The organism is Aeromonas sp. NJAU223 (assembly GCF_051125555.1).
Classification (GTDB): domain Bacteria; phylum Pseudomonadota; class Gammaproteobacteria; order Enterobacterales; family Aeromonadaceae; genus Aeromonas; species Aeromonas veronii_G.
This window is the reverse complement of the sequence record NZ_CP144204.1, coordinates 2230312-2253571: the sequence shown is the minus strand read 5'-3', so window position 1 is coordinate 2253571 and position 23260 is coordinate 2230312. Positions and strand designations below refer to the sequence as shown.

The window sequence follows — 23260 nt, the reverse complement described above, 5'->3', positions numbered from 1 at the left end:
CGGGCCCGGCGCCAGCCGCCATCTGTCAGAAAATCTGGCCCGCCCCCTGGCAGGCCGTTCACTCAAGGGGCGGGATCAGCGGTTGAGCCGCATGGAGTTGGTGACCACTATGAGGGAGCTCAACGACATGCCCGCCGCCGCCAGGTAGGGGGGAAGCCAGCCGCTCGCCGCCAGCGGCAGCACCAGCAGGTTGTAGCCGATGGACCAGGCGAAGTTCTCCTTGATGATCTTGCGGGTGCGCAGCGCCAGGGTGCGGGCCGCCAGCAGGCGGGAGAGATCGTCCGCCAGCAAGATGGCGTCGGCACTGTTCTTGGCCAGATCCGTGCCCCCCGCCATGGCAAAAGAAGCATGGGCCCCGGCCAGCACGGGCGCATCGTTGATGCCATCCCCCACCATGATGCTGATCTCCCCGGCCGCTTCACGCCCCTTGAGATAAGCGAGCTTGCCATCCGGTGTCGCCCCCTTGATGAGTTCATCCACCCCGAGCTCCCGTGCCACCTCGTCGGCGGCGGCCGAGCCATCGCCCGTCAGTATGGTGGTTTTGAGGCCGGCATCCCGGAAGGCGGCGATGAGTGCCTTGGCATCTGTGCGCAGCGTATCGGCCAGGGTGAAGCGAGCCAGCAATCCGTGCTCGTCGGCTAGGTAGATGACAAGGCCGCTCTCCTGCGGCGCCTGGCCATGGTCGTCACTCAAACCCAGCCAGCTGGCACTGCCAATCCTGTACTGGGTGCCGGCAATCACGCCCTGGATGCCGTGGCCGATGACAGGGGTCACCTCGCTCGCCGCCAGCAGAATGTCGGCGGGGGCGGCGCGCTTGAAGGCACGAGCGATGGGGTGTTCGGAATAGGCCTCCAGGGTGCGGGCGATGGCGAGGCATTCGGCATCGTCAAGCCCGGCCAGCGCCCGGGTGCTGACAAGGCGGATGTCCCCCGTGGTCAGGGTACCCGTCTTGTCCATCACTACCCGGTTGGCACGGGTCAAAATGTCCAGCACATGGCCACGGCGCAACAGTATGCCGCTGCGGGTAAGATGGGCGGTGGCAGAGGTGAGCGCCGTGGGGGTGGCCAGCGACAGAGCGCAGGGGCAGGTCGCCACCAGCACTGCCAGGGTGATCCAGAAGGCGCGCTCGGGGGCGTGGAAGTGCCAGAAGGTCCATACCCCGGCGGCGATCACCAGCAACACCAGGATAAAGTGGCGGGAGAGCACATCCGCCAGCTCGGCGATGGCAGGCTTGTCGTCCAGCGCATGATCCTGCAGGCGCATGATCTGGGCGAGGCGAGACTCCTCGATGGGATGGCTGACCCGGATCTCCAGCGGCGCATCGGTGTTGATGGTGCCGGCGAAGACGGGCTCTCCCGCTTGCTTGAGCAGGGGGAGTTGCTCGCCGGTCAGCATGGATTCATCCAGACTGGCGTTCCCCGTCACTATGATGCCGTCGGCGGGCAGGGTGGCGCCCGCCAGCACCCGCACCCTGTCGCCTGTGCGCAGGGTCTTGGCGGCGACGTCGTGTTCCCCGTCGTCATCGATGCGGGTCGCCATGATGGGGACCAGCCGCGCCAGGTTGGAACTCGACTCCGATGCCTTGCGCCTGGCGCGCAGCTCGAGCAAACGCCCCAGCAGCAGGAAGAAGACGAACATGGTGATGGAGTCGTAATAGACCTCACCGGTGTTGAAGACGGTGGCCCAGATGGAGGCGACGAAGGCACCGATCAGCGCCAGCGATACTGACACATCCATGGAGAGGTGGCCCTGCTTCAGGGCGCGCCAGGCCCCCACGTAGAATGGCTGGGCGGAGTAGATCATGATGGGAGTCGAGAGCAAGAGGCTTATCCACTTGAAATAGATCATGAACTCCTCCTCGACGCTGATGAAGAAGTCCATGTAGAGCGCCACCGCGCACATCATCACCTGCATGGACCCGAGGCCCGCCAGCGCCATGCGAAACATGTAGTTGCGCACCTCGCGGGCGTAGAGGGCTTCCTGTTGATGGGTCTGGAAGGGGTAGGCGCGATAACCAATCTTGGCAAAGCTCCTGAGGATGTCGCTCAAGGAGAGTTTGTCGGGGTCCCATTTGATGCGGGCGCGGTGGGTGGTGGTGTTGACGTTCACATAATGCAGGCCGGGGAGCCCCATCAGGTGGCGTTCAATCAACCAGGCACAGGCGGCGCAGGTGAGACCCTCTACGCTGAGCTGGATTTCGCGAAGTTTCTGACTGCCTGAGCCAGTTTCCACCACGAAATCCTGCTGCACCTCAGCCAGATCGTAGTGGGTCATGGCGGCCAGTTCGCTCGGTACCAGTTCCCCCTTGATGCCGGGAGCGGTACGGTGTTCGTAATAGCTGGCAAGGCCGCATTCGAGGATGGTCTGCGCCACGGCCTGGCAGCCGGGGCAGCACATGGGTTGCACTATACCCTTGATCTCGAGGGCATAATCACTGCCAGTGGGAACCGGTTCACCGCAGTGAAAACAGCCGGTCATGGTGTATCCCTCCTTGGGAGCGGGCGGGGTGTCTGGGAAGCAGGCCGACTCGTCCAGGACGGCCGATCAGGGGGCATCAACGCCCCTTGGGATCGAGCTCGACGGCCGCCCCGGTCGGCAGATGTACCGTCTCTTGCAGGCGCCACTCGTGGTTGAAGGCATCGACCCGGATGTGCCATTTGCCGGTGATGGGCTTGTCCAGCATCAGGCGATAGACGCCCTTGCCATCGGCGGTCACCAGATGTTCGCTGTCATGACCTGCCAGAGTGGGATGAAAGAGGGATACATGCAGGGCCTGACCGGGCGGCACATCGCCGGAGAGCGGCTTCAGGGTCAGCTCGCTGCCCTTGACCTCGAGGGCGATGCGGATGCCCAACGCCTCGGCGCGATCAAACTTGCTGAGATCCTGATTGATCTCCTTGCCCTGCTTGTAATAGTCCTCGGCCACCAGATTGACCCCATCCTTGCTGGCGATGATGGCGGTTGCGATGCTGCCGACCACGGCGGCGCAGGGGAGGGCGATGATGAACCAGGGCCAGAATTGGCGATACCAGGGTTGAGTCATAGTTGCTACTGCCGTGAAACGTACGCTTAACGAATGGAGGGGTTTTAGCCAACACAAGATAACAAAAAGCCCCGAAGAGTCGAGGCTTTTTGCTGCGTAATCACGTGCTTATCACATGTTACTGCGCTTTTTGTCCCTCGTTGTGAGACAGGCTGTAGACATAGGATGCCAGCAGTTGCACCTTGTCTTCCCCGAGGATGTCCTTCCAGGCCGGCATGACCCCGTGACGCCCGTGGGTGATGGTCTGCTCGACCACCTGACGGGAGCCACCGTAGAGCCAGGTGTTGTTGGTGAGATCCGGTGCGCCGAAGGCGATGCCGCCCTTGGCATCCGGGCCGTGACAGGCGGCACAGATGGCAAAGCGTGCCTCGCCCTTCTTGGCTTCCACCAGATCCACCTTGCGACCGGAGAGGCTCAATACATAGGAGGCCACCTCCTTCACCCCATCCTGACCCAGGATCTCGCCCCAGGCGGCCATGACCCCCTGACGACCGCCCATGATGGTGGTCTTGATCTGCTCAGGCGCCCCGCCCCACTGCCATTCGCTGTCGGTCAGGTTCGGGAAACCGCGACCACCGCGGGCATCGGAGCCGTGGCACTGGGAGCAGTTTTGTAGGAACAAGCGCTGACCCACCTTGCGGGCTTCCGGATCGGCGGCGATCTCCTCGATGGGGCGATAGCTCTTGCCGTCAGCCTGGTAGGCCAGCTCGCGGAACTTGGCACCATAGACCTCATCGGCCTTGGCGAGCTCCCGATCGTACTCGACCGCGCGCCCCTCGGCCTTGGCGGAGGCCGCCGCCGCCTTGGACTCGGCCAGGGAGCGGACGTCCTGGTTCGAGCTCTGCCAGCCCAGCAGACCCTTCCAGTTGCCCAGGCCCGGGAAGGCGAGCAAGTAGATGAGGCCGGTGACGATGAAGAAGATGAACATGTAGGACCACCACTTGGGCAGCGGGTTGTTGATCTCCTCGATGCCGTCGAAGGTGTGCCCCATGGGCTTGCCTTCTTCGGTTCCCAGCTTGTCCTTCATGCACCAGAGCAGCAGCAGGAAGCAGCCGATGATGGTGCCCAGACTTATCACGGTGACAAAAATGCTAAACAGAGTGCTCATTATTGCTTCGCTCCTGCGTTCTTGTTATCAGCACTGGGTTGCTCATCATCGGCAAAAACCAGGTTGGCGGCCTCATCGAAGGAGGCCTTGCGGCGCTTGCTGTAGGCCCAGACGATGATGGCGATCATGATGATCAGCAGCAGCAGGGTGTACAGGCCGCGAAATGTACCGTAATCCATTTCCGCCTCCTTATTTCAGGGCATGACCCAGTGATTGCAGATAAGCGACCAGGGCGTCGAGCTCTGTCTTGCCCTTCACCGCCTCACCGGCACCTGCGATGTCGGCGTCGGTATAGGGCACGCCGAAGTGATCCCGGAACAGGGCCAGCTTCTTGCCGGTCAGCTCGCCGCTCAGGACGTTGGTCTCGAGCCAGGGGAAGCCGGGCATGTTGGACTCGGGCACCACGTCCCGCGGGTTGATGAGGTGGGCACGGTGCCAGTCATCGGAGTAGCGGCCGCCGACCCGGGCCAGATCCGGCCCGGTACGCTTGGAGCCCCACAGGAAGGGGTGCTCCCAGACGCTTTCACCGGCGACCGAGTAGTGGCCGTAGCGCTCGGTCTCGGCGCGGAACGGACGGATCATCTGGCTGTGGCAGACGTTGCAGCCTTCGCGGATGAAAATATCGCGCCCTTCCATCTGCAGGGCGGTGTAGGGCTTGAGGCCCTCCACCGGCTCCGTGGTCTGCTTCTGGAAGAACAGGGGGGTGATTTCGACCAGGCCCCCCAGGCTGATGGCAAAGATGATGCCGACCACCAGCATGGGAACGCTTTTTTCAAATATTTCGTGACGGTTATTGTTGCTCATGGCGTGACCTCTTCAATCAGGCTGGCTGTGCGACGGGTTCCAGGGAACCCTTGGGCGCAGTGATGGTGCGATAGGCGTTGTAGGCCATCAGCAACATGCCGGTGACGAAGAAGCAGCCACCCAGGAAGCGCACGAAGTAGAAGGGGTAAGAGGCCTGCAGGGCTTCCACGAAGCTGTAGGTCAGGGTGCCGTCGTCGTTGACCGCACGCCACATCAGACCCTGCATCACACCGGAAATCCACATGGAGACGATGTAGAGCACGGTGCCCACGGTCGCCAGCCAGAAGTGGACGTTGATGAGCTTGATGCTGTACATGCGGCCCTGATCAAACAGGTTCGGGATCAGGTGATACACGGCGCCGATGGATACCATGGCGACCCAGCCCAGAGCACCGGAGTGAACGTGACCTATGGTCCAGTCGGTGTAGTGGGAGAGGGCGTTGACCGTCTTGATGGCCATCATGGGGCCTTCGAAGGTGGACATGCCGTAGAACGACAGGGAGACGATCAGGAAGCGCAGGATGGGGTCATAGCGCAGTTTGTGCCAGGCACCGGACAGGGTCATGATGCCGTTGATCATGCCGCCCCAGGAGGGAACGAACAGGATGAGAGACATCACCATGCCGAGGGACTGTGCCCAGTCGGGCAGCGCCGTGTAGTGCAGGTGGTGCGGACCGGCCCATATGTAGAGGGAGATCAGCGCCCAGAAGTGCACGATGGAGAGGCGATAGGAGTAGACCGGACGGCCCGCCTGCTTGGGCACGAAGTAGTACATCATGCCGAGGAAACCGGCGGTCAGCAGGAAGCCCACCGCGTTGTGGCCATACCACCACTGCACCATGGCATCCATGGCACCGGAGTACATGGAGTAGGACTTCATGCCGGAGAGGGGCACTTCCATGTTGTTGACGATGTGCAGCACGGCCACCGTGATGATGAAGGCGCCGAAGAACCAGTTCGCCACATAGATGTGGGAGGTGGTGCGCTTGGCCAGGGTACCGAAGAAGACCACGGCGTAGGCGACCCAGACCACGGTGATGGCGATGTCGATGGGCCACTCCAGCTCGGCGTACTCCTTGGAGGTGGTGTATCCCAGCGGCAGCGAGATGGCGGCCGAGAGGATGATCGCCTGCCAGCCCCAGAACACGAAGGAGGCAAGCTTGCCACCAAACAACCGGGTCTGGCAGGTGCGCTGTACCACATAGAAGGAGGTGGCCATCAAGGCACTGCAACCAAAGGCGAAGATAACCGCGTTGGTGTGCAGGGGTCGCAGGCGGCTGTAGGTCAGCCAGGGGGTGTCAAAGTTGAGGGCAGGCCAGATCAGCTGGGCTGCAATCAGTACGCCCACCGACATACCGACAATTCCCCAGACAATCGTCATGACGGTGAACTGACGTACAACGGTGTAGTTGTACTCAGGATGGTTCGTAGTGTGGCTCATCGTTGTATTCCGCTTCCGATGCTGTTGTTTGTTTTTTGTCCGGAAATGAGGACCATTTTCATTCCAGATTTGCCGACTTCCGCTCGTTAACTTTTGTTAATAAAAGGAAAAGCAAAATGTGGATAAATGAAAATTCATTGGGAATGATACTGAACTGACCGGTAAAATAACAGTACAAACAGTGATATATTTGGCTCTGACGGGTCTCACCGCCGCCAGTTTTTTACCTTGCGCGAGATCACGAAAATGGCATTTTTTACGTACCTTACAAGGTTGTTTTTTCATGAAAGAGAGACTCACTTCACGCAAATTTGGGCACTTGGTGCTGGTGTTGGCCATTTTGCTCGCCCTGATGACTTATCGGACCTGGTTTTGGTCTCCACACGGGGCTGATTCTGAGGGGGGAAATGATCAGATTTGTGATCTATCCCACAGTGCCTGTGCGCTTATTATCGGAGACAAGCCCCTCTCTGCCAGTGTCGTCAACCTGCCGATCAAGGCTGAACATGACTTTAGCCTACGTCTTCAGGGGGGGGATCCTGCCATTAGCCCGACTCAGGCCTGGCTCGAGGGAAAGGAGATGTTCATGGGCCGCATCCCCGTGCAATTCGAGGCTGGCGAGGGGGGATGGCAGGGGACGGCCCAGGTGGGTTCCTGTACCTCGGCAACCATGACCTGGCTGCTCAATGTCGAGTGGAGCAATGGTCAACGCCAGCAGTTGGCGCTCTCCGTCTCCCGCTGAAGCAGTGGCTTGTTTGAGGCTTATAAGGGGGGATAGATGAAATTTGATTTGAATTTTTCAGGTGGGACTGTACCTTGCATTCATTATCAAGGAGTGAAGTTCATTTAATCATGATTGAAAAACAAGCATTTTATCGCACCCTGAACCAGCAAGCCCAGGCACTGCTGGAAGGGGAACCGGATCGCATCGCCACCCTGGCCAACCTCTCGGCCCTGCTCAATCAGGAACTGGCTGACATCAACTGGGTCGGCTTCTACCTGTTGCAGGGAGAGACCCTGGTGCTCGGCCCCTTCCAGGGCAAGCCCGCCTGCGTGCGAATTCCGGTGGGGCGAGGTGTCTGCGGCACCGCGGTATCCGAGGGCAAGACCCAATTGGTGGACGACGTGCACCAGTTTGTCGGTCACATCGCCTGTGACGGTGCCAGCAACTCGGAAATCGTGATCCCCGTTCGCCACAACGGTGAGATCATCGGGGTGCTGGATATCGATAGTCCGATTTTTAACCGTTTCGACGCCGAGGACCAGCTTGGTCTGGAAGAAACGGTGCAAATTTTGGAAAGCATGCTCTAAGTCATTGCTAGATGGTTCGCAAAAGGCCCCAAGCTCTCTATAATAGGGCCTTTGTTGTGTTCGGGCTCGCCCGTGCGTCTATATGAAAGCCAAGGTTATACATGGAAAACACTGAAAAGCTGAAGAACAGTAAAGAGATCGTTGCCTACCTGGTCGAGAAATTCCCGGCCTGCTTCATCGCTGAAGGAGAGGCCAAGCCACTCAAGATTGGCATCTTCCAGGATCTGGCCGCGCGTCTTGCTGATGACGAGAGAGTCTCCAAGACCATGTTGCGCTCTGCTCTGCGTCAATATACTTCCAGCTGGCGTTACCTGCATGGCCTCAAGGCTGGCCAGGCCCGTGTCGATCTGGACGGCAACCCGGGTGAGCTCTTGACCGAAGAGCATATCGAACATGCCAAACAGGCCCTCAAAGAGAGCAAAGAGCGTGTTTTTGCCAGCCGCCGCACCAATACCAAAGAGAAGGACGACAAGCCCAAACAGCCCCGTCGCCCGGCTCCTCGCAAGTCTGATGCCCCCCGCGCCGACAAGCCCAAAGCCGCCCCCAAGGCCGCTGCTCCTGCCGTCGACGCACCGCTGGTGAAAGTGGATGCCGCTACCCTGAAAGTGGATCAGGGCGTGCGCGTCGTACTGGGCAAGTCCCCCGTACCCGCCACCATCAAGGAAGTGACCAAGGATGACGTACAGGTTCAATTGCAGACTGGCATGATGTTGCGGGTCAAGTTCGAGCACCTGGTTCTCTAAGGAGACAAATGTTGAAGCATGGCGTAATTCGTTTTTCCCTCGTTGCCTGTAGCCTGGCGCTTGCCGGGCTTGCACAGGCCATCGAGCCGGTGCTCAAGGAAAGTGATTTGCCTGTATTGGCTCAAGAGAGCCAACATGCTACGGCCAGCAAGCGAATTACCAATCTGTTTACCCGCTCCCATTACAAGCAGTTCAAGCTGGATGATGCTTTCTCCGCGGTTGTCTTTGACAAATACCTGGAGAATCTGGATTACAGCCGCAACCTGTTTTTGGCCTCTGATATCAGCCGTTTTGAAAAGTACCGTAACGGGTTTGACACCGACCTCGAGAGAGGACGTCTGGCGCCCGCCTACGAGATGTTCAACCTGAGTCAGCAGCGGCGTTATGAGCGGTTCGAATACGCCCTCAAACTGCTCGACACTCCCTTCGATTTTACCCAGAAAGACAACTACGTCTTCGATCGGGAAGGGGCGCCCTGGCCCAAGGATGAAGCCGAACTCAACGAGTTGTGGCGCCAGCGGGTCAAGTTCGATGCCCTGAGCCTCAAGCTCAGCGGCAAGGAGTGGCCGGAGATCAAGGAGCTGCTTGGCAAGCGTTACAACAACGCCATCAAGCGGATGTCCCAGACCGAGAGCGAAGACGTGTTCCAGCTCTTCATGAACTCCTTCGCCCGCGCCATCGAACCCCACACCAGCTACCTCTCTCCGCGCAGCGCCGATCGCTTCAACACCGAGATGAACCTCTCGCTGGAGGGCATTGGTGCCGTGCTGCAGGCGGAGGATGACTTCACCGTCATCCGTTCCTTGGTGCCCGGTGGCCCGGCCGCCAAGTCCAATCACCTCAAACCCGATGACAAGATCACCGGGGTAGGGCAGGACGATGGCAAGATTGTCGATGTGATCGGCTGGCGTCTCGATGACGTGGTCGAGCTCATCAAGGGCCCGAAAGGCAGCAAGGTGAAGCTGGAGATCCAGCGCGGCAAGGGCGCCAACGCCAAGACCGAGCTGGTGGAGCTGACCCGTGACAAGGTGCGTCTGGAAGACAGGGCCGCCAAGTCCAAGGTGATCACCGCGGAAGGCAAGAAGATAGGGGTACTCGAGATCCCGAGCTTCTATGTCAACCTGCACGATGACGTCATCAAGGAGCTCTCCAGCCTCAACAAGCAGAAGATAGATGGTCTCATCGTCGATCTGCGCGGCAACGGTGGTGGTGCCCTGACGGAAGCCTCTGCCCTGAGCGGCCTCTTCTTCGGCAGCGGTCCCGTGGTGCAAATTCGCGATCACATGGGCCGGATCACGGTCAATGGGGACGACGATGGCAACGTCTACTACGGCGGCCCCATGTCGGTGCTGATCGACAGATACAGCGCCTCGGCCTCCGAGATCTTCGCCGCCGCCATGCAGGATTATGGTCGTGCCCTGATCCTGGGTGAGAACTCGTTCGGCAAGGGTACGGTGCAGCAACACCGCAGCCTCGCCAAGGTGTACGACTTCTATGAGCAGCCGCTCGGCCACGTGCAGTACACCATCGCCAAGTTCTACCGGATCAACGGTGGCAGCACCCAGAACAAGGGTGTGGCACCGGACATCAGCTTCCCCACCGCCGTCTCGCCTGACGAGACCGGGGAGAGCCGGGAGTTCAACGCGCTGCCCTGGGACAAGATTGCCTCCGCGGGTTACACCAGGCTGGGTGATTTTAGCGGCATGCTGGCCAGGCTGAAGGCGGATCACGAGGCGCGGATCAACAAGGATCCGGAGTTCGCCTACGTGTTGCAGGACATCAAGGAGTATCAGGCTGACAAGGACAAGAAATCCGTCTCCCTGAATGAAGCCGAGCGGTTGGCCGAACAGGCCAAGCAGGACGAGAAGGCGCTGGCGCGAGCCAATGAGCGGCTGGTTCGTCTTGGCAAGCCGACGGTGAAGAGCCTGGATGATCTGCCTACCGACTTCGAGGCACCTGACGAGTATCAGGTCGAGGCGGCCAATATCACGGCTGATCTCGCCACTCTCAGCAAGAAGAGCTGATGGGACAACACTATGACAAGGGCGACTCGGGTCGCCCTTTCTTTTGCCTGAATGCAAACTATTTGACCCTGTTCGAGCCTTGTGACAGCCTCTGACACGTCAATAACAAAGCGTGGAAGCAACAATAATGACTGAACAACCTCAGGCCATGACGGCCAAGTATCGCCAGGATTACCAAGCCCCCCATTACTGGTGCGACAGCATCGACCTCGATTTTCAGCTGCAGGAGCCCCTGACCCGGGTCACCGCCATCTCCCGCCTGCGTCGCAATGGCGAGCACAAGGAGCCCTTGGTGCTGGATGGGGAAGGGCTCTCCCTCGTCAGCGTCACTCTGGACGGGGTGCCCTTTACCCAGTACGAGCAGGGGGAGAGCAGTCTGACCCTGTTCAATCTGCCGACCGAGTGCGTGCTGACCATAGTCACCGACCTGGATCCCGCCGCCAACACGGCGCTGGAGGGGCTCTACAAGTCCGGCGACGCCTACTGCACCCAGTGTGAGGCGGAAGGCTTTCGCCGCATCACCTATTACATGGACAGGCCGGACATCCTGGCCCGTTACAGCACCCGCATCAGCGCCGACAAGGCCAAGTTCCCCTATCTGCTCTCCAACGGCAACAAGGTGGCGAGCGGCGAGCTGGACGGCGGTCGTCACTTCGTGCAGTGGCAGGATCCCTTCCCCAAGCCCAGCTATCTGTTTGCCCTGGTGGCCGGTGATTTCGACGTGGAGCGCAACCACTATGTGACCATGAGTGGCCGCAAGGTGGCGCTGGAGATCTTCGTGGACAAGGGCAACCTGGACCGCGCCGGTTTCGCCATGGAGAGCCTCATCAACTCCATGCGCTGGGACGAGCAGCGCTTCGGCCTCGAGTATGACCTCGACATCTACATGATCGTCGCGGTGGACTTCTTCAACATGGGGGCCATGGAGAACAAGGGGCTGAACATCTTCAACTCCAAGTTCGTGCTGGCAAACCCCGCCACCGCCACCGACGTTGATTACCACGGTATCGAGCGGGTGATCGGCCACGAGTATTTCCACAACTGGACCGGCAACCGGGTCACCTGCCGCGACTGGTTCCAGCTCAGCCTGAAAGAGGGGCTGACGGTGTTCCGGGATCAGGAGTTCTCCTCCGATCTGGGCTCGCGCGGGGTCAACCGCATCAACAACGTGCGCACCGTACGCGGCCCTCAGTTTGCTGAAGACGCTGGCCCCATGGCGCACCCCATCCGCCCGGATGTGGTGATCGAGATGAACAACTTCTACACCCTGACCGTCTACGAGAAGGGCTCCGAAGTCATCCGCATGCTGCACACCCTGCTGGGGGAGGAAAGCTTCCAGGCAGGCATGAAACTCTACTTCGAGCGCCATGACGGCTCGGCCGCCACCTGTGACGACTTCGTACAGGCGATGGAGGATGCCTCTGGTGTCGATCTCGGCCGCTTCCGCCGCTGGTACAGCCAGTCCGGTACACCCGAGCTCACCGTCACCGACGACTACGATGCCGCCACCGGCACCTATCGCCTGCACGTGCGCCAGCGCACCCCGCCGACCCAGGATCAACCCCAGAAGCTGCCGCTGCATATCCCGCTGGATATCGAGCTGTATGATGCGAACGGAGCGGTGATCCCGCTCCAGTATCAGGGGGAACCTATCGGCCAGGTGTTGAATGTGCTGGAAGAGACACAGACCTTTGTGTTCGACCAGGTGCCGGTGCAGCCCGTGCCCTCCCTGCTGCGGGACTTCTCCGCCCCGGTCAAGCTGCACCATGACTACAGCGATGAGGCGCTCGCCTTCCTGATGCGCCATGCCCGCAACGAGTTCGCTCGCTGGGACGCGGCCCAGATGCTGGTGAACAAGGCGGTGATCGCTGGGGTGGCCAGCGTGCAGCAGGGCCAGGCGGTCGCCGTTTCCGACTCCCTGCTGGCGGCCTTCGTCGCCATCTTCGATGAGGCCGCGCTGGATCCGGCTCTGAAAGCCGAGATCCTGACCCTGCCGGGAGAGGTCACCCTGGGCGAGCTGTTCGACACCGCCGATATCGACGCCATCCATCGGGTGCGAGACCTTATTCAGGCTCGTCTGGCCGAGGCCTTCGGCGTCCGACTGGTCAAGGCCTACGAGGGTCTGCGTCTGACCGGTTACAAGGTGGTGCACGAAGACGTGGGCAAGCGCGCCCTCAAAGCCGTGGTACTCGGTTATCTGGCTGCCCTGAACCAGGAGCAGGCCGATGCCCTGGTACGGGAACAGTATGCCCAAGCGGACAATATGACGGACACCCTGGCCGCGCTGCAGGTGGCCAACGCCCATCTGCTGCCATGCCGCGCTGCGCTGCTCGCCGACTTCGAGGGCAAGTGGGCCCACGACGGTCTGGTGCTGGACAACTGGCTGCGGCTGGTGGGGGCGAAACCCGCCGCCGACGTGCTGGAAGAGGTGAAGCAGGCGATGGCGCATCCCACCTTCAGCATCCGCAACCCGAATCGGCTGCGAGCCCTGGTGGGGAGCTTTGCCTACAACCAGGCGCAGTTCCACGCCGTCGATGGCAGCGGCTACCGCTTCCTGACCGATCTGATGATTGAACTCAACGAGGTGAACCCTCAGGTGGCGTCTCGCCTCATCACCCCGCTCATCCAGTTCAAGCGACTCGATGCAGGGCGTCAGACGCTGATCCGTGCCGAGTTGAGCCGTCTGGCCGCGCTGGACGGGTTGGCGCGGGATCTGTTCGAAAAGGTGAGCAAGGCGCTGGCGTAGTAAGCCGGCGCCGGTGACGGGCAGGGGAGCCAGGCTCTCCTGCCCGTTTCATTGGGGCCCCGACAATCCAGAGGAGGATGCCATGCGGCACTATATCTTTCACCTCGCCCTCAGCCGGGATGAGATCATGCTGATGTACCAGGGACATGCCAATAGGCTGGTAGTGCGTACCGAGCAGGGGCTGACCCTGGAGCTGGGACTTGAGAAGATCCGGCCCTTCGTCGCCACCAACGGGGTTCACGGTCGTTTTCGACTCTCCACCGAGGATGATCACCGCTTCGTGCGGCTAGAGAGAGTCAACTGATCCGGCTTTGGAACCGGACCTAGGCAGTCGGGATGGTCAATATTGGCGGTAAAACCAGCACAAATCGCTACCGGATTCCCTCAAACGCATAAATTAACAAAACACGAACATATTTCCGGGTAAATATCTGCTTTAAGTCACTATCTATCCGGTAAATAGGCTTACAGCCAGTGCGTTTTTCTGAAAATGAACGACTTGGCAAAATTTTTCACAACCCAAGCCGTGATCTGCCCCTTGTTTTTAACATCCCGTTATCACCATCGCTCGCCTTCCTTGATCCAAGACATTACACTTCGCTGCAACTCTGAACCGGCTGGCATCCAGGGTGGATGTCGCCGTGTCTGTGATGTCGTCCGATAAGGAAACTAGCAATGGCATTGAAAGACGCCCCTACCTCAGTTCTGCTCGAAAACGTTCTCAGCCTGATCCATCAGAAGTTGCCCAAGAAGAGTGCCTCTCTGGTGGAGCGCTTTGTTGCCAAGTTCTACGGCAACATGGCCAGCACCGATCTGCATGATCGCAATGACAGCGATCTCTACGGCGCGGCCCTGAGTCTGTGGAATGCGCTCAACCAGCGTACCGGTACCGACCCCTATATCCGGGTCTACAACCCCGAGCTGACTCGCCACGGATGGCAGTCTCCCCACACCATTGTCGAAATCATCCTGCAAGATTCCCCCTTCCTGGTGGACTCCATCCGCATGGCCCTCAAGCGTCGCGGCATCACCGCCCACATGATGCTGCACCAGCCGCTGCACCTCATTCGCGGAGAAGAGGGCAAGATCAGCGCCATCCTGACCCTGGACAACACCGCCGAGCAGACGTCGGTCGAAACCGCCTTCCTCATCGAGATCGATCACCTCACCAGTGAAGAAGAGATGGAAGGGCTCTGCGCCGAGCTCAAGTCCGTAGCCGGCGAAGTAGCGCTGGCGGTGGGGGACTGGCAGCCCATGCTGGCGCGCCTGAACGAGATCATCGACGAGTTGCCAAAGCGCAAGAACCCGGTCAGCAAGGAAGAGGTGGACTCCTGCGTCGCTTTCCTCAAGTGGGTGGCCGCCCACAACTTCACCCTGATGGGTTATCGCCGCTACGACGTTCGCGCGGTGGAGGGGGATCACGAGATCCTGCCCCAGCCGGAGTCGAGCCTCGGCCTGATGAAGAACTCCATCAAGGACGAAGGCCAGCGCCTTGGCAACATGCCCGCCAGCGCCCGCCACGCGGCCTTAAGCTCCGATTTGCTGATCCTCACCAAATCCAACAGCAAGGCTCGCGTACACCGCCCGGCCTATGTGGATTACATCGGCATCAAGCGCTTTGACGAGCACGGCAAGGTCGTGGGGGAGGATCGCTTCATCGGTCTGTATGCTTCCTCCATCTACAACACCAGCGCCACCCAGATCCCCCTCATCAGCCATCGCCTCGAGCGCATCATGGCCGCCTCCGGCCACGAGACCGGCTCCCACGCCTACAAGGCGCTGCTGAACGTGCTGGAAACCTACCCGCGCGATGAGCTCATTCAGGCCCGTGAGGAAGAGCTGCTGGCCACCGGCCTCGGGGTACTGGAGATGCAGGAGCGCGACATGCTGCGCCTGTTCGTACGCCGGGATGTCTATGGCCGCTTCTTCTCCTGCATGGTCTATGTCACCAAGGAGCGTTACAACACGGCGCTGCGGGTCAAGACCCAGCAGATCCTGCAGAAATATTTCGGCAGCAGCGACGAGGTGGAGTTCAACGTCTACTTCTCCGAAGGCGTGCTGGCCCGGACCCACTACATAGTACGGGTCAACAATAACAACGTGGATGTGGATGTGAACGAAGTACAAAACAACCTGATTGAAGCCGCCCGCAGCTGGGATGACCGACTGGATTCCGTGCTGCTCTCCCACTACGGGGAAGCCCGTGGCAACGCCCTGCGCCGTCGTTTCAGCGCTGCCTTCCCCCGCGCCTACAAAGAGGACGTGCTGCCGGGCTCCGCGGTGGCAGACATCATGGCCCTCGACGGCCTGAGTGAAGAGGCCCCGCTTGGTATGCAGTTCTACCGTGCCCAGGAGGAGGAGAACGATCGCCGGGTTCGCCTCAAGCTGTTCCACCGCGCCGAGCCCATCCATCTCTCCGATGTGCTGCCCATGCTGGAAAACATGGGGCTGAGAGTCATCGGTGAAACCCCCTACCAGGTACGTACCCCGGCGGGGGAGGTGTTCTGGATCCTGGACTTCTCCATGCTGCTGCGCGGCGATCAGCCGTTCGATCTGGCCCAGAGCCAAGAGCGCTTCCAGCAGGCCTTCGCCGCCATCTGGAACAAAACCCTGGAAGATGACGGCTTCAACCGTCTGGTGCTGGGCGCCGGCCTGTGCGGTCGCCAGGTCTCGGTACTGCGGGCCTATGCCAAGTACATGCGCCAGACCGGTGTCTCCTTCAGCCAGTCCTACATCGAAGAGACGCTGACCCGCTATCCGGATATCGCCGAACTGCTGTTCACCCTGTTCGATCTGCGCCTGAACCCGTCGATCAAGCAGGATGCCAAGGCCCAGGATAAGCTGCGCGAGCAGCTCGCCGCCAAGCTGGATCAGGTAGCGAACCTGGATGACGATCGCATCATCCGCCGCTACATGGAGATGATCGACGCCACCCTGCGCACCAACTACTACCAGCAGGACAAGGCGGGCAAGATCAAGCCCTACATCTCCTTCAAGCTGGCCCCCGCCAGCATCACCGACATGCCGCTGCCGCTGCCCAAGTTCGAGATCTTCGTCTACTCCCCGCGGGTGGAAGGGGTGCATCTGCGCTGGGGCAAGGTGGCCCGGGGCGGTCTGCGCTGGTCCGATCGCAAGGAAGACTTCCGCACCGAGGTGCTGGGTCTGGTGAAGGCGCAGCAGGTCAAGAACACCGTCATCGTACCGGTTGGTGCCAAGGGCGGCTTCTACTGCAAGCAGATGCCGGTGGGTGCGGCCCGTGCCGTCATTCAGGAAGAGGGCAAGGCTTGCTATCGCCTGTTTATCCGCGGCCTCTTGGATGTCACCGACAACATCATCGGCGGCGAGGTGATCCCGCCCCGTGACGTGGTTCGCCACGACGAGGATGACTACTACCTGGTGGTCGCGGCCGACAAGGGCACCGCCACCTTCTCCGACATCGCCAACGAAATCAGCCAGGAGTATGGCCACTGGCTCGGCGATGCCTTCGCCTCCGGCGGCTCCGTCGGCTATGACCACAAGAAGATGGGGATCACCGCCCGCGGCGCCTGGGAGTCGGTCAAGCGCCACTTCCGTGAGATCGGCATCAACTGCCAGAACACCGACTTCACCTGCGTGGGCATCGGCGACATGGCAGGCGACGTGTTCGGCAACGGCATGCTGCTCTCCGAGCACACCCAGCTGGTGGGCGCCTTCAACCACATGCACATCTTCATCGACCCGACCCCAAATGCGGCCAAGAGCTTCGTCGAGCGCAAGCGCCTGTTCGAGCTGCCAGGGTCGAGCTGGGAAGACTACAACAAGGAGCTCATCTCCAAGGGGGGCGGCATCTTCCTGCGCTCGGCCAAGTCCATCAAGCTGAGCCCGGAAATCCAGACTCTGCTTGGCACGGACAAGTCCAGCATGGCGCCGAACGAGCTCATCAAGGCGCTGCTCTGCCTCAACGTGGATCTGCTCTGGAACGGCGGCATCGGCACCTATGTGAAGAGTGCCAAAGAGAGTGATGCGGACGTGGGGGATCGCAGCAACGACGTGCTGCGGGTCAACGGTCGCAACCTGCGTGCCCGCATCGTGGGGGAGGGCGGCAACCTCGGCTTCACCCAGCTCGGTCGGGTGGAATACGCGAGCCAGGGCGGTCACATCAACACCGACTTCACCGACAACGTGGGCGGGGTGGATTGCTCCGACAACGAGGTGAACATCAAGATCCTGCTGAACCAGCTGGTGGCCGCCGGTGATCTGACCCTCAAGCAGCGCAACCAGATGCTCTACGAGATGACCGACGACGTCGCCCAGATCGTCATCACCAACGCCTATCGCCAGTCCCAGTCCATCTCGGTCACCGCCTTCCGCGGCGCCGAGCAGGTCAAGGAGCAGCAACGCTTCATCCAGGGGCTTGAGCGCGAAGGCAAGCTGGATCGCGCCCTCGAGTTCCTGCCCAGTGACGAGGAGCTCTCCGAGCGGATGGCTGCGGGCCGGGGGCTGACCCGTCCCGAGCTCGCCGTGCTGGTGGCCTATGGCAAGATGGTACTGAAAGAGCAACTCAACTGCCCCGAGGTGACCGACGAGCCCTTCCTCGCCAACATGCTGGTGACCAGCTTCCCGGCCCAGTTGCAGCAGCAGTTCGGGGCGGCCCTGGCCCAGCATCCGCTGCGCTCCGAGATCATCGCGACCCGGGTGGCCAACATGCTGGTCAACGACATGGGACTGAACTTCGCCAGCCGGATGAAGGATGAGACCGGCGCCTCGGTGGCGGAAGTGGCCTGCTGCTTCGCCATGGCCCGGGAGGTGTTTGGCCTGGATCGGCTGTGGCGTGACATCGAAGGGTGTGACAACCAGGTGGATGCCAACACCCAGCTCGAGCTGATGTTCTACAGTCGCCGCATCGTGCGCCGCGCTACCCGCTGGTTCCTGCGCGCCCGCAACCGCAGTTGGAGCATCGGCGAGAACATCGCCTTCTTCCGCCCGGCCTTCGAGACCTTGGGGACGCATCTCTACGAGGTGATGGACGAGAGCGAAGTGGCCGAGCACCAGCAGGCGGTCGCCATCCTGGTGGCCAAGCAGGTGCCGGAGCACATCGCCCGTCAGGTGGCGCACATGAGCAGCCTCTTTTCCAGCCTGGATCTGGCCCAGATCGCCGCGGAGCACAAGACGGACATCCTGCGCGCCGCCAACGTCTACTATCGCCTCGGCGCCAAGCTGGATCTGCACTGGTTCCTCGAGCAGATCAACCATCAGCCGGTGGGCAACCACTGGCAGGCGATGGCGCGGGCCTCCTTCCGCGAGGATCTGGACTGGCAGCAACGCAGTCTCACTTCCGTGGTACTGGAAGGGTGCAAAGAGCAAGGGGAATGCGCTACCATACTGGCCAACTGGATTTCGGAGCATGAACAACTCTTGTCCCGTTGGACCCACATGTTGGCCGACTTCAAGACCTCCAGCACCCACGAGTTCGCCAAGTTCTCGGTGGCCTTGCGAGAGTTGAACCTGCTCCAGTTGAATTGCCGAACGCTTTAATCGCACACAGTGGCATCACCCCAAAAGCCCCGGCCAGTTGCCGGGGCTTTTTTTAAGGAGCAAACATGCTGTACCCCATCGCCAGGCATTTTCTGTTCAAACTCAACCCGGAGCAGGCTCACGATCTCTCCATCAAATATTTGCCCCGCCTTCTCGGTACGCCGTTCGATTGTTTCTTCCGCCACTCCCTGCCCAAACGCCCCGTCACTTGCATGGGGCTTAATTTTGCCAATCCGGTGGGCCTGGCTGCTGGCCTGGATAAAGACGGGGAGTGCATCGATGCATTTGGCGCCATGGGTTTTGGCTTTATTGAAGTGGGTACAGTCACTCCCAAGCCCCAGAGCGGGAATGACAAACCCAGGCTGTTCCGGGTTATTCCGGCCGAGGGGATCATCAACCGGATGGGATTCAACAACAAGGGAGTCGATCATCTGGTGGCCAAGGTTCGCGAGGCCAAATATCAGGGGGTCATCGGCATCAATATCGGCAAGAACAAGGACACCCCCATCGAGCAGGGCAAGGATGATTATCTGATCTGCATGGACAAGGTCTATGATCACGCCGGTTATATCGCGGTCAATATTTCCTCGCCCAATACCCCGGGCCTGCGTCAATTGCAATACGGTGAGGCGCTTGATGAGTTGCTGGCAGCATTGAAAGCACGTCAGCAGGAGCTCGCCGCCAAATATAAAAAGTATGTGCCCCTTGCCGTTAAAATCGCGCCGGATCTCAGCGTCGATGAAATAAACCAGGTGGCCGAGTCCTTAATCAAAAACCGGATCGATGGCGTGATTGCCACCAATACCACCCTCGAGCGCGACATGATTTATGACATGCCCCACGCCGCCGAAGCGGGGGGGCTCAGCGGTCGTCCTCTGCAGCACAAGAGCACGGAAGTGATCCGCCAGCTGGCCAAGGCGCTGGATGGCGCCCTGCCTATTATCGGCGTCGGTGGCATCGACAGTGCCATGGCGGCACGGGAGAAATTGGCCGCGGGTGCCACCTTGGTCCAAATTTACAGTGGCTTTATTTATAAAGGCCCGGCATTGGTCAAAGAGATAGTGACCCATATTTAAAAAATAACCGGTTACCCTTATATAAAGTTGCTCAATTTCTCGACATGGAATAAAGTCGAGTAACGGCTTAAGTAAGGGTAACCTCATGTGCATCCAACCCAATGACAATTGGCAATGGCATTATGACGCTCAGGATGATCGTCTGATGCTGGATTTATCCGATCGCATGATATTCGCCACCGAATATAAGGGGCGGCAACTGGTGCCTTGCTCCTTCACCACCCAACCTTTTTGCGTGGACGATGCCGCTCTCTATTATCAGTTGATGGACAAGATCGTTGAACTCGATTGGAGCACACCCCATCAGGTTCAGCTGGTATTGAATGCCATCGCCGTCAGCCGCTTTTATAAACCGCTGATGCCACAAAGCTGGTTCTTTAATGAACAGCAATCACCCTGTTCCTTGGAAGTGGGTACCCTGGTGTGCATGCAGACCCCTCATGGCCGTGGTGAATTCATGGTGATCGAGGCGGGCGATCAGGCCAGTGTCTGTCTGAATCTGACCGATGAATTAATTTTAACCACCAGTAAGATATTGCCCCGCTTCGGGGTGATCAAGGTGATGAATAATCGCATGCAGGCAAGAGCGACCCAAGCGGCGCAATATCGCCAGGTCAGCTGATCAATAAATAGCCGCGCGTTCAATCAGTCGTCATTCAATCAACAGGTCATCCGCTCTCGCGGGTATTTCCCGCATTTCCATCGTCTCTTTGCAAATACGGCCCGGGCATTTTGCCGAGCGCCTCCTGTGGCGAGGGGCAACCCCTTCATCGACACCTTGAGTTTTCCGCACCCATACCTTTCACTGCCCATCGGCCATAAAACAGATCGGTTATGCTGGGTTATTGCGCGCAAGCCACTTTGCAGGCTGCCATGCCGGTGAGAAGGTCAATATTGCGCTATTCCCGGCAGATGGCACCGACGCGTCGCCCTTTATGTGCCGGTGGAGGCCAAGGTTCGGATGCCGAGTGCGGGCCGATAAGGTATAATGCGGCACTATTTTTATGGCATCCCCGTGAGCGTGATGAAAGAATTTTTTGCAACCTGCCCCAAGGGGCTGGAAAACCTGTTGGCCGACGAGCTGACCACCCTGGGCGCAGAGCAGGTCCGTGAGACCGTTGCCGGCGTGCATTTCAAAGGCGAGCTGGCCATTGGCTACAAGGCCTGCCTGTGGAGCCGTTTCGCCTCCCGCATCGTGCTGGTGCTGTCCGAATTCCAGATGAACGACGACCTGGACCTCTACCTCGGCGCCCACACCATCCCCTGGGAAGAGCACTTCTCCGGCACGGCCACCATCGCCGTGGATTTCACCGGTACCAACCCGGCCATTCGCAACACCCAGTACGGCGCGCTCAAGATCAAGGATGCCATCGTCGATCGCTTCACCAAGCGCGGTCATGTGCGCCCGGACGTGGACAAGAAGTCCCCGGACATCCGCATCATGGCGCATCTGGGCAAAGGCAAGGCCAACATCACCCTGGACTTGTCCGGTCCGGCCCTGCACCAGCGCTTCTATCGTCAGGGCACCGGTGAGGCGCCGCTCAAAGAGAACCTGGCTGCGGCCATGATCGCCCGCAGCGGCTGGGCAGGGGAACCCATGATGGACCCCATGTGCGGCTCCGGCACCCTGCTGATTGAAGCGGCCTTCATCGCCGCCGACATGGCGCCGGCCCTGCGCCGCGAGCGTTTCGGTTTCGATCGCTGGCTGCAGCATGATGGCGAGCTGTGGCAGAGCCTGATGATGGAAGCCCAGGTGCGCGCCAAGCGCGGTCTGCAACGCTGCGAAGTGAAGCTGTTTGGTTGCGATGCGGATACCCGGGTGCTGATGAAGGCCCGCGACAACGCCAAGGCCGCCGGCGTCGCTCACCTCATCACCTTCAAGCAGGCCGATGTGACCCAGTTGCAGAACCCGCTGCCCAAGGCCGCCATCGAGGCGAGCGATGCCATGGCGCAAGGGGATCAGCCGGCGGCGCCGGTGGGCATGCTCATCTCCAACCCGCCCTACGGCGAGCGCCTCGGCGAGTTCCCGGCGCTGCTGGAAGTGCACCAGGCGCTGGGGGATGCCCTGCGCTGCAGCTTCCAGGGCTGGCGTGTCTCCATTCTGTCTGCCTCACCTGAATTGCTGAGCTGTCTGCGCCTGCGGGCCGACAAGCAGTATCGCCTGTTCAACGGGGCGCTGGAGTGCCAGCTGCGCAACTACCAGATTGCCCTGGATTCCGTCGCCTCCCAGAAAGAGGTGGCCCAGGACTTCGCGAACCGTCTTCGCAAGAATCTCAAAGCGCTGGAGAAGTGGGCGAGCAAGGAGAACCTCGACTGCTACCGCCTCTATGACGCCGACTTGCCGGAATACAACGCCGCCATCGACCGCTACAAGGATTATCTGGTGGTGCAGGAATATGCCGCGCCCAAGGACATTCCCGCCCAGAAGACCCGCCAGCGTCTGCTCGACATGGTGCAGGCTGCCATCAAGGTGACCGGCATGGATGGCGAGAAGGTGATCCTGAAAGTGCGCGAGCGCCAGGAAGGCAAGCAGCAGTACCAGAAACTCGGCGAAGAGCAGCACCGGATGGAGGTGCAGGAGTACGGCGCCCGCCTGTGGGTCAACCTCTACGACTACCTGGATACCGGCCTGTTCCTGGATCACCGTCAGACCCGGCGCATGCTGGGACAGATGGCCAAGGGCAAGCGCTTCCTCAACCTGTTCGCCTATACCGGCAGTGCCACGGTGCACGCGGGCCTAGGCGGTGCGAGCGAGACCACCACGGTGGATATGTCGCGCACCTATCTGAGCTGGGCCGAGGACAACATGCGCCTCAACTCTCTGGTGGGCCGTCAGCACAAGTTCGTGCAGGCGGATTGCCTGAAGTGGCTCTCCGAGGCCGATGGCCAGTACGATCTCATCTTCATCGATCCGCCCACCTTCTCCAACTCCAAGCGGATGGACGAGAGCTTCGACGTGCAGCGGGATCACCTGGTGTTGATGCAGCACTTGAAACGCCTGCTGGCGGCGGACGGCACCCTGGTGTTCTCCAACAACAAGCGTCACTTCAAGATGGATCTGGCCGGCCTTGAGGCCGCCGGTCTCAAGGCGCAGAACATCACCGGCAAGACCCGTCCCAAGGACTTTGAGCGCAACCAGCATATCCACAACTGCTGGCTCATCACCCACGCCCCCGAGGGGAGCGACGCGTGATGCTGAGCCTGTTTCACACCGACGGCTGCCACCTGTGCGAACAGGCCTGGGCGCTGGTGGAGCAGGCCGGGCTGGCTGAGCGGACCCGTCGCTGCGACATCATGGCGGATGATGCCTGGCTCGCCGCCTACCGGGTACGCATCCCGGTGCTGCGCGACCAGGCGGGCCGGGAGCTTGGCTGGCCGTTTACCCTGGCGGATCTCGGCGCCTGGGCTGCGGGCGAGACAATATAATGTAGCGAAAGGGTGGGGCAAGGC

The 23260-nt window shown here is 60.3% G+C and carries 17 protein-coding genes; 11 read left to right on the top strand and 6 right to left on the bottom strand.

Going from position 1 to position 23260, the window contains the following annotated elements:
• Window positions 1-75: 75 nt before the first annotated feature.
• The 6 genes from VZC39_RS10300 to ccoN form a co-directional block, all read right to left on the bottom strand.
• Window positions 76-2478, bottom strand: a complete 2403-nt coding sequence (locus VZC39_RS10300) for a heavy metal translocating P-type ATPase (protein ID WP_434668259.1) — start codon at window positions 2476-2478, stop codon at window positions 76-78.
• 76 nt (window positions 2479-2554) lie between these two features.
• Complete coding sequence (locus VZC39_RS10295) at window positions 2555-3043, bottom strand: FixH family protein (RefSeq protein WP_349922291.1); 489 nt, start codon at window positions 3041-3043, stop codon at window positions 2555-2557.
• Between the two features lie 118 nt (window positions 3044-3161).
• Window positions 3162-4151, bottom strand: coding sequence for a cytochrome-c oxidase, cbb3-type subunit III (ccoP, locus tag VZC39_RS10290; protein ID WP_349922290.1), 990 nt, complete (start codon window positions 4149-4151; stop codon window positions 3162-3164).
• Window positions 4151-4330 carry a cbb3-type cytochrome oxidase subunit 3 gene (locus tag VZC39_RS10285; RefSeq protein WP_349922289.1) on the bottom strand — a complete coding sequence of 60 codons (180 nt, stop codon included), beginning with the start codon at window positions 4328-4330 and terminating at the stop codon, window positions 4151-4153. The genes ccoP and VZC39_RS10285 overlap by 1 nt, the downstream gene beginning before the upstream one ends.
• A 10-nt stretch (window positions 4331-4340) precedes the next feature.
• Window positions 4341-4955 carry a cytochrome-c oxidase, cbb3-type subunit II gene (gene ccoO / locus VZC39_RS10280; RefSeq protein ID WP_349922288.1) on the bottom strand — a complete coding sequence of 205 codons (615 nt, stop codon included), beginning with the start codon at window positions 4953-4955 and terminating at the stop codon, window positions 4341-4343.
• A 16-nt stretch (window positions 4956-4971) separates the two neighbouring features.
• Entirely contained in the window at window positions 4972-6396 is a 1425-nt protein-coding gene (gene ccoN / locus VZC39_RS10275; protein WP_349922287.1) for a cytochrome-c oxidase, cbb3-type subunit I, read from the bottom strand.
• Between the two features lie 283 nt (window positions 6397-6679).
• On the opposite strand from ccoN, the gene VZC39_RS10270 reads away from it, so the two are divergent.
• The 11 genes from VZC39_RS10270 to VZC39_RS10220 all read left to right on the top strand — a co-directional run bounded on the left by VZC39_RS10270 (window position 6680) and on the right by VZC39_RS10220 (window position 23236).
• The gene (locus VZC39_RS10270) at window positions 6680-7138 is read left to right on the top strand and encodes a hypothetical protein (protein WP_434668252.1); all 459 of its coding nucleotides are present in this window, start codon (window positions 6680-6682) and stop codon (window positions 7136-7138) included.
• Window positions 7139-7248: 110 nt separating this feature from the next.
• Complete coding sequence (locus tag VZC39_RS10265) at window positions 7249-7707, top strand: GAF domain-containing protein (RefSeq protein WP_349922285.1); 459 nt, start codon at window positions 7249-7251, stop codon at window positions 7705-7707.
• A 101-nt stretch (window positions 7708-7808) separates the two neighbouring features.
• Window positions 7809-8450, top strand: coding sequence for an RNA chaperone ProQ (proQ, locus tag VZC39_RS10260; protein WP_349922284.1), 642 nt, complete (start codon window positions 7809-7811; stop codon window positions 8448-8450).
• An 8-nt stretch (window positions 8451-8458) separates the two neighbouring features.
• Window positions 8459-10474 (top strand): carboxy terminal-processing peptidase, encoded by a 2016-nt coding sequence (gene prc, locus VZC39_RS10255; RefSeq protein WP_434668248.1) that lies wholly within the window; start codon window positions 8459-8461, stop codon window positions 10472-10474.
• A 127-nt stretch (window positions 10475-10601) separates the two neighbouring features.
• On the top strand, window positions 10602-13220 hold the full coding sequence (gene pepN, locus VZC39_RS10250; protein WP_434668245.1) for an aminopeptidase N: 2619 nt from the start codon (window positions 10602-10604) through the stop codon (window positions 13218-13220).
• Window positions 13221-13302: 82 nt separating this feature from the next.
• Window positions 13303-13524 (top strand): DUF2835 family protein, encoded by a 222-nt coding sequence (locus tag VZC39_RS10245; protein ID WP_434668242.1) that lies wholly within the window; start codon window positions 13303-13305, stop codon window positions 13522-13524.
• Between the two features lie 371 nt (window positions 13525-13895).
• The gene (locus tag VZC39_RS10240; protein ID WP_434668239.1) at window positions 13896-18734 is read left to right on the top strand and encodes an NAD-glutamate dehydrogenase; all 4839 of its coding nucleotides are present in this window, start codon (window positions 13896-13898) and stop codon (window positions 18732-18734) included.
• 65 nt (window positions 18735-18799) lie between these two features.
• On the top strand, window positions 18800-19810 hold the full coding sequence (gene pyrD / locus VZC39_RS10235; RefSeq protein WP_434668236.1) for a quinone-dependent dihydroorotate dehydrogenase: 1011 nt from the start codon (window positions 18800-18802) through the stop codon (window positions 19808-19810).
• An 85-nt stretch (window positions 19811-19895) separates the two neighbouring features.
• Complete coding sequence (locus VZC39_RS10230) at window positions 19896-20432, top strand: cell division protein ZapC (protein ID WP_434668233.1); 537 nt, start codon at window positions 19896-19898, stop codon at window positions 20430-20432.
• A 366-nt stretch (window positions 20433-20798) separates the two neighbouring features.
• Entirely contained in the window at window positions 20799-23003 is a 2205-nt protein-coding gene (gene rlmKL / locus VZC39_RS10225; RefSeq protein ID WP_434668230.1) for a bifunctional 23S rRNA (guanine(2069)-N(7))-methyltransferase RlmK/23S rRNA (guanine(2445)-N(2))-methyltransferase RlmL, read from the top strand.
• The gene (locus VZC39_RS10220) at window positions 23003-23236 is read left to right on the top strand and encodes a glutaredoxin family protein (protein WP_434668227.1); all 234 of its coding nucleotides are present in this window, start codon (window positions 23003-23005) and stop codon (window positions 23234-23236) included. The genes rlmKL and VZC39_RS10220 overlap by 1 nt, the downstream gene beginning before the upstream one ends.
• Window positions 23237-23260: the final 24 nt, after the last annotated feature.

What these genes read in the sequence shown, in the direction of transcription:
- VZC39_RS10240 (WP_434668239.1), top strand. Translation starts at nt 13,896, where the DNA reads ATGGCATTGAAAGACGCCCCTACCTCAGTTCTGCTCGAAAACGTTCTC.
- prc (WP_434668248.1), top strand. Translation starts at nt 8,459, where the DNA reads ATGTTGAAGCATGGCGTAATTCGTTTTTCCCTCGTTGCCTGTAGCCTG.
- ccoN (WP_349922287.1), bottom strand. Translation starts at nt 6,396, where the DNA reads ATGAGCCACACTACGAACCATCCTGAGTACAACTACACCGTTGTACGT.
- VZC39_RS10295 (WP_349922291.1), bottom strand. Translation starts at nt 3,043, where the DNA reads ATGACTCAACCCTGGTATCGCCAATTCTGGCCCTGGTTCATCATCGCC.
- VZC39_RS10220 (WP_434668227.1), top strand. Translation starts at nt 23,003, where the DNA reads ATGCTGAGCCTGTTTCACACCGACGGCTGCCACCTGTGCGAACAGGCC.
- rlmKL (WP_434668230.1), top strand. Translation starts at nt 20,799, where the DNA reads ATGCGGCACTATTTTTATGGCATCCCCGTGAGCGTGATGAAAGAATTT.
- VZC39_RS10265 (WP_349922285.1), top strand. Translation starts at nt 7,249, where the DNA reads ATGATTGAAAAACAAGCATTTTATCGCACCCTGAACCAGCAAGCCCAG.
- VZC39_RS10230 (WP_434668233.1), top strand. Translation starts at nt 19,896, where the DNA reads ATGTGCATCCAACCCAATGACAATTGGCAATGGCATTATGACGCTCAG.
- pepN (WP_434668245.1), top strand. Translation starts at nt 10,602, where the DNA reads ATGACTGAACAACCTCAGGCCATGACGGCCAAGTATCGCCAGGATTAC.
- proQ (WP_349922284.1), top strand. Translation starts at nt 7,809, where the DNA reads ATGGAAAACACTGAAAAGCTGAAGAACAGTAAAGAGATCGTTGCCTAC.
- VZC39_RS10270 (WP_434668252.1), top strand. Translation starts at nt 6,680, where the DNA reads ATGAAAGAGAGACTCACTTCACGCAAATTTGGGCACTTGGTGCTGGTG.
- VZC39_RS10245 (WP_434668242.1), top strand. Translation starts at nt 13,303, where the DNA reads ATGCGGCACTATATCTTTCACCTCGCCCTCAGCCGGGATGAGATCATG.
- ccoO (WP_349922288.1), bottom strand. Translation starts at nt 4,955, where the DNA reads ATGAGCAACAATAACCGTCACGAAATATTTGAAAAAAGCGTTCCCATG.
- VZC39_RS10285 (WP_349922289.1), bottom strand. Translation starts at nt 4,330, where the DNA reads ATGGATTACGGTACATTTCGCGGCCTGTACACCCTGCTGCTGCTGATC.
- ccoP (WP_349922290.1), bottom strand. Translation starts at nt 4,151, where the DNA reads ATGAGCACTCTGTTTAGCATTTTTGTCACCGTGATAAGTCTGGGCACC.
- VZC39_RS10300 (WP_434668259.1), bottom strand. Translation starts at nt 2,478, where the DNA reads ATGACCGGCTGTTTTCACTGCGGTGAACCGGTTCCCACTGGCAGTGAT.
- pyrD (WP_434668236.1), top strand. Translation starts at nt 18,800, where the DNA reads ATGCTGTACCCCATCGCCAGGCATTTTCTGTTCAAACTCAACCCGGAG.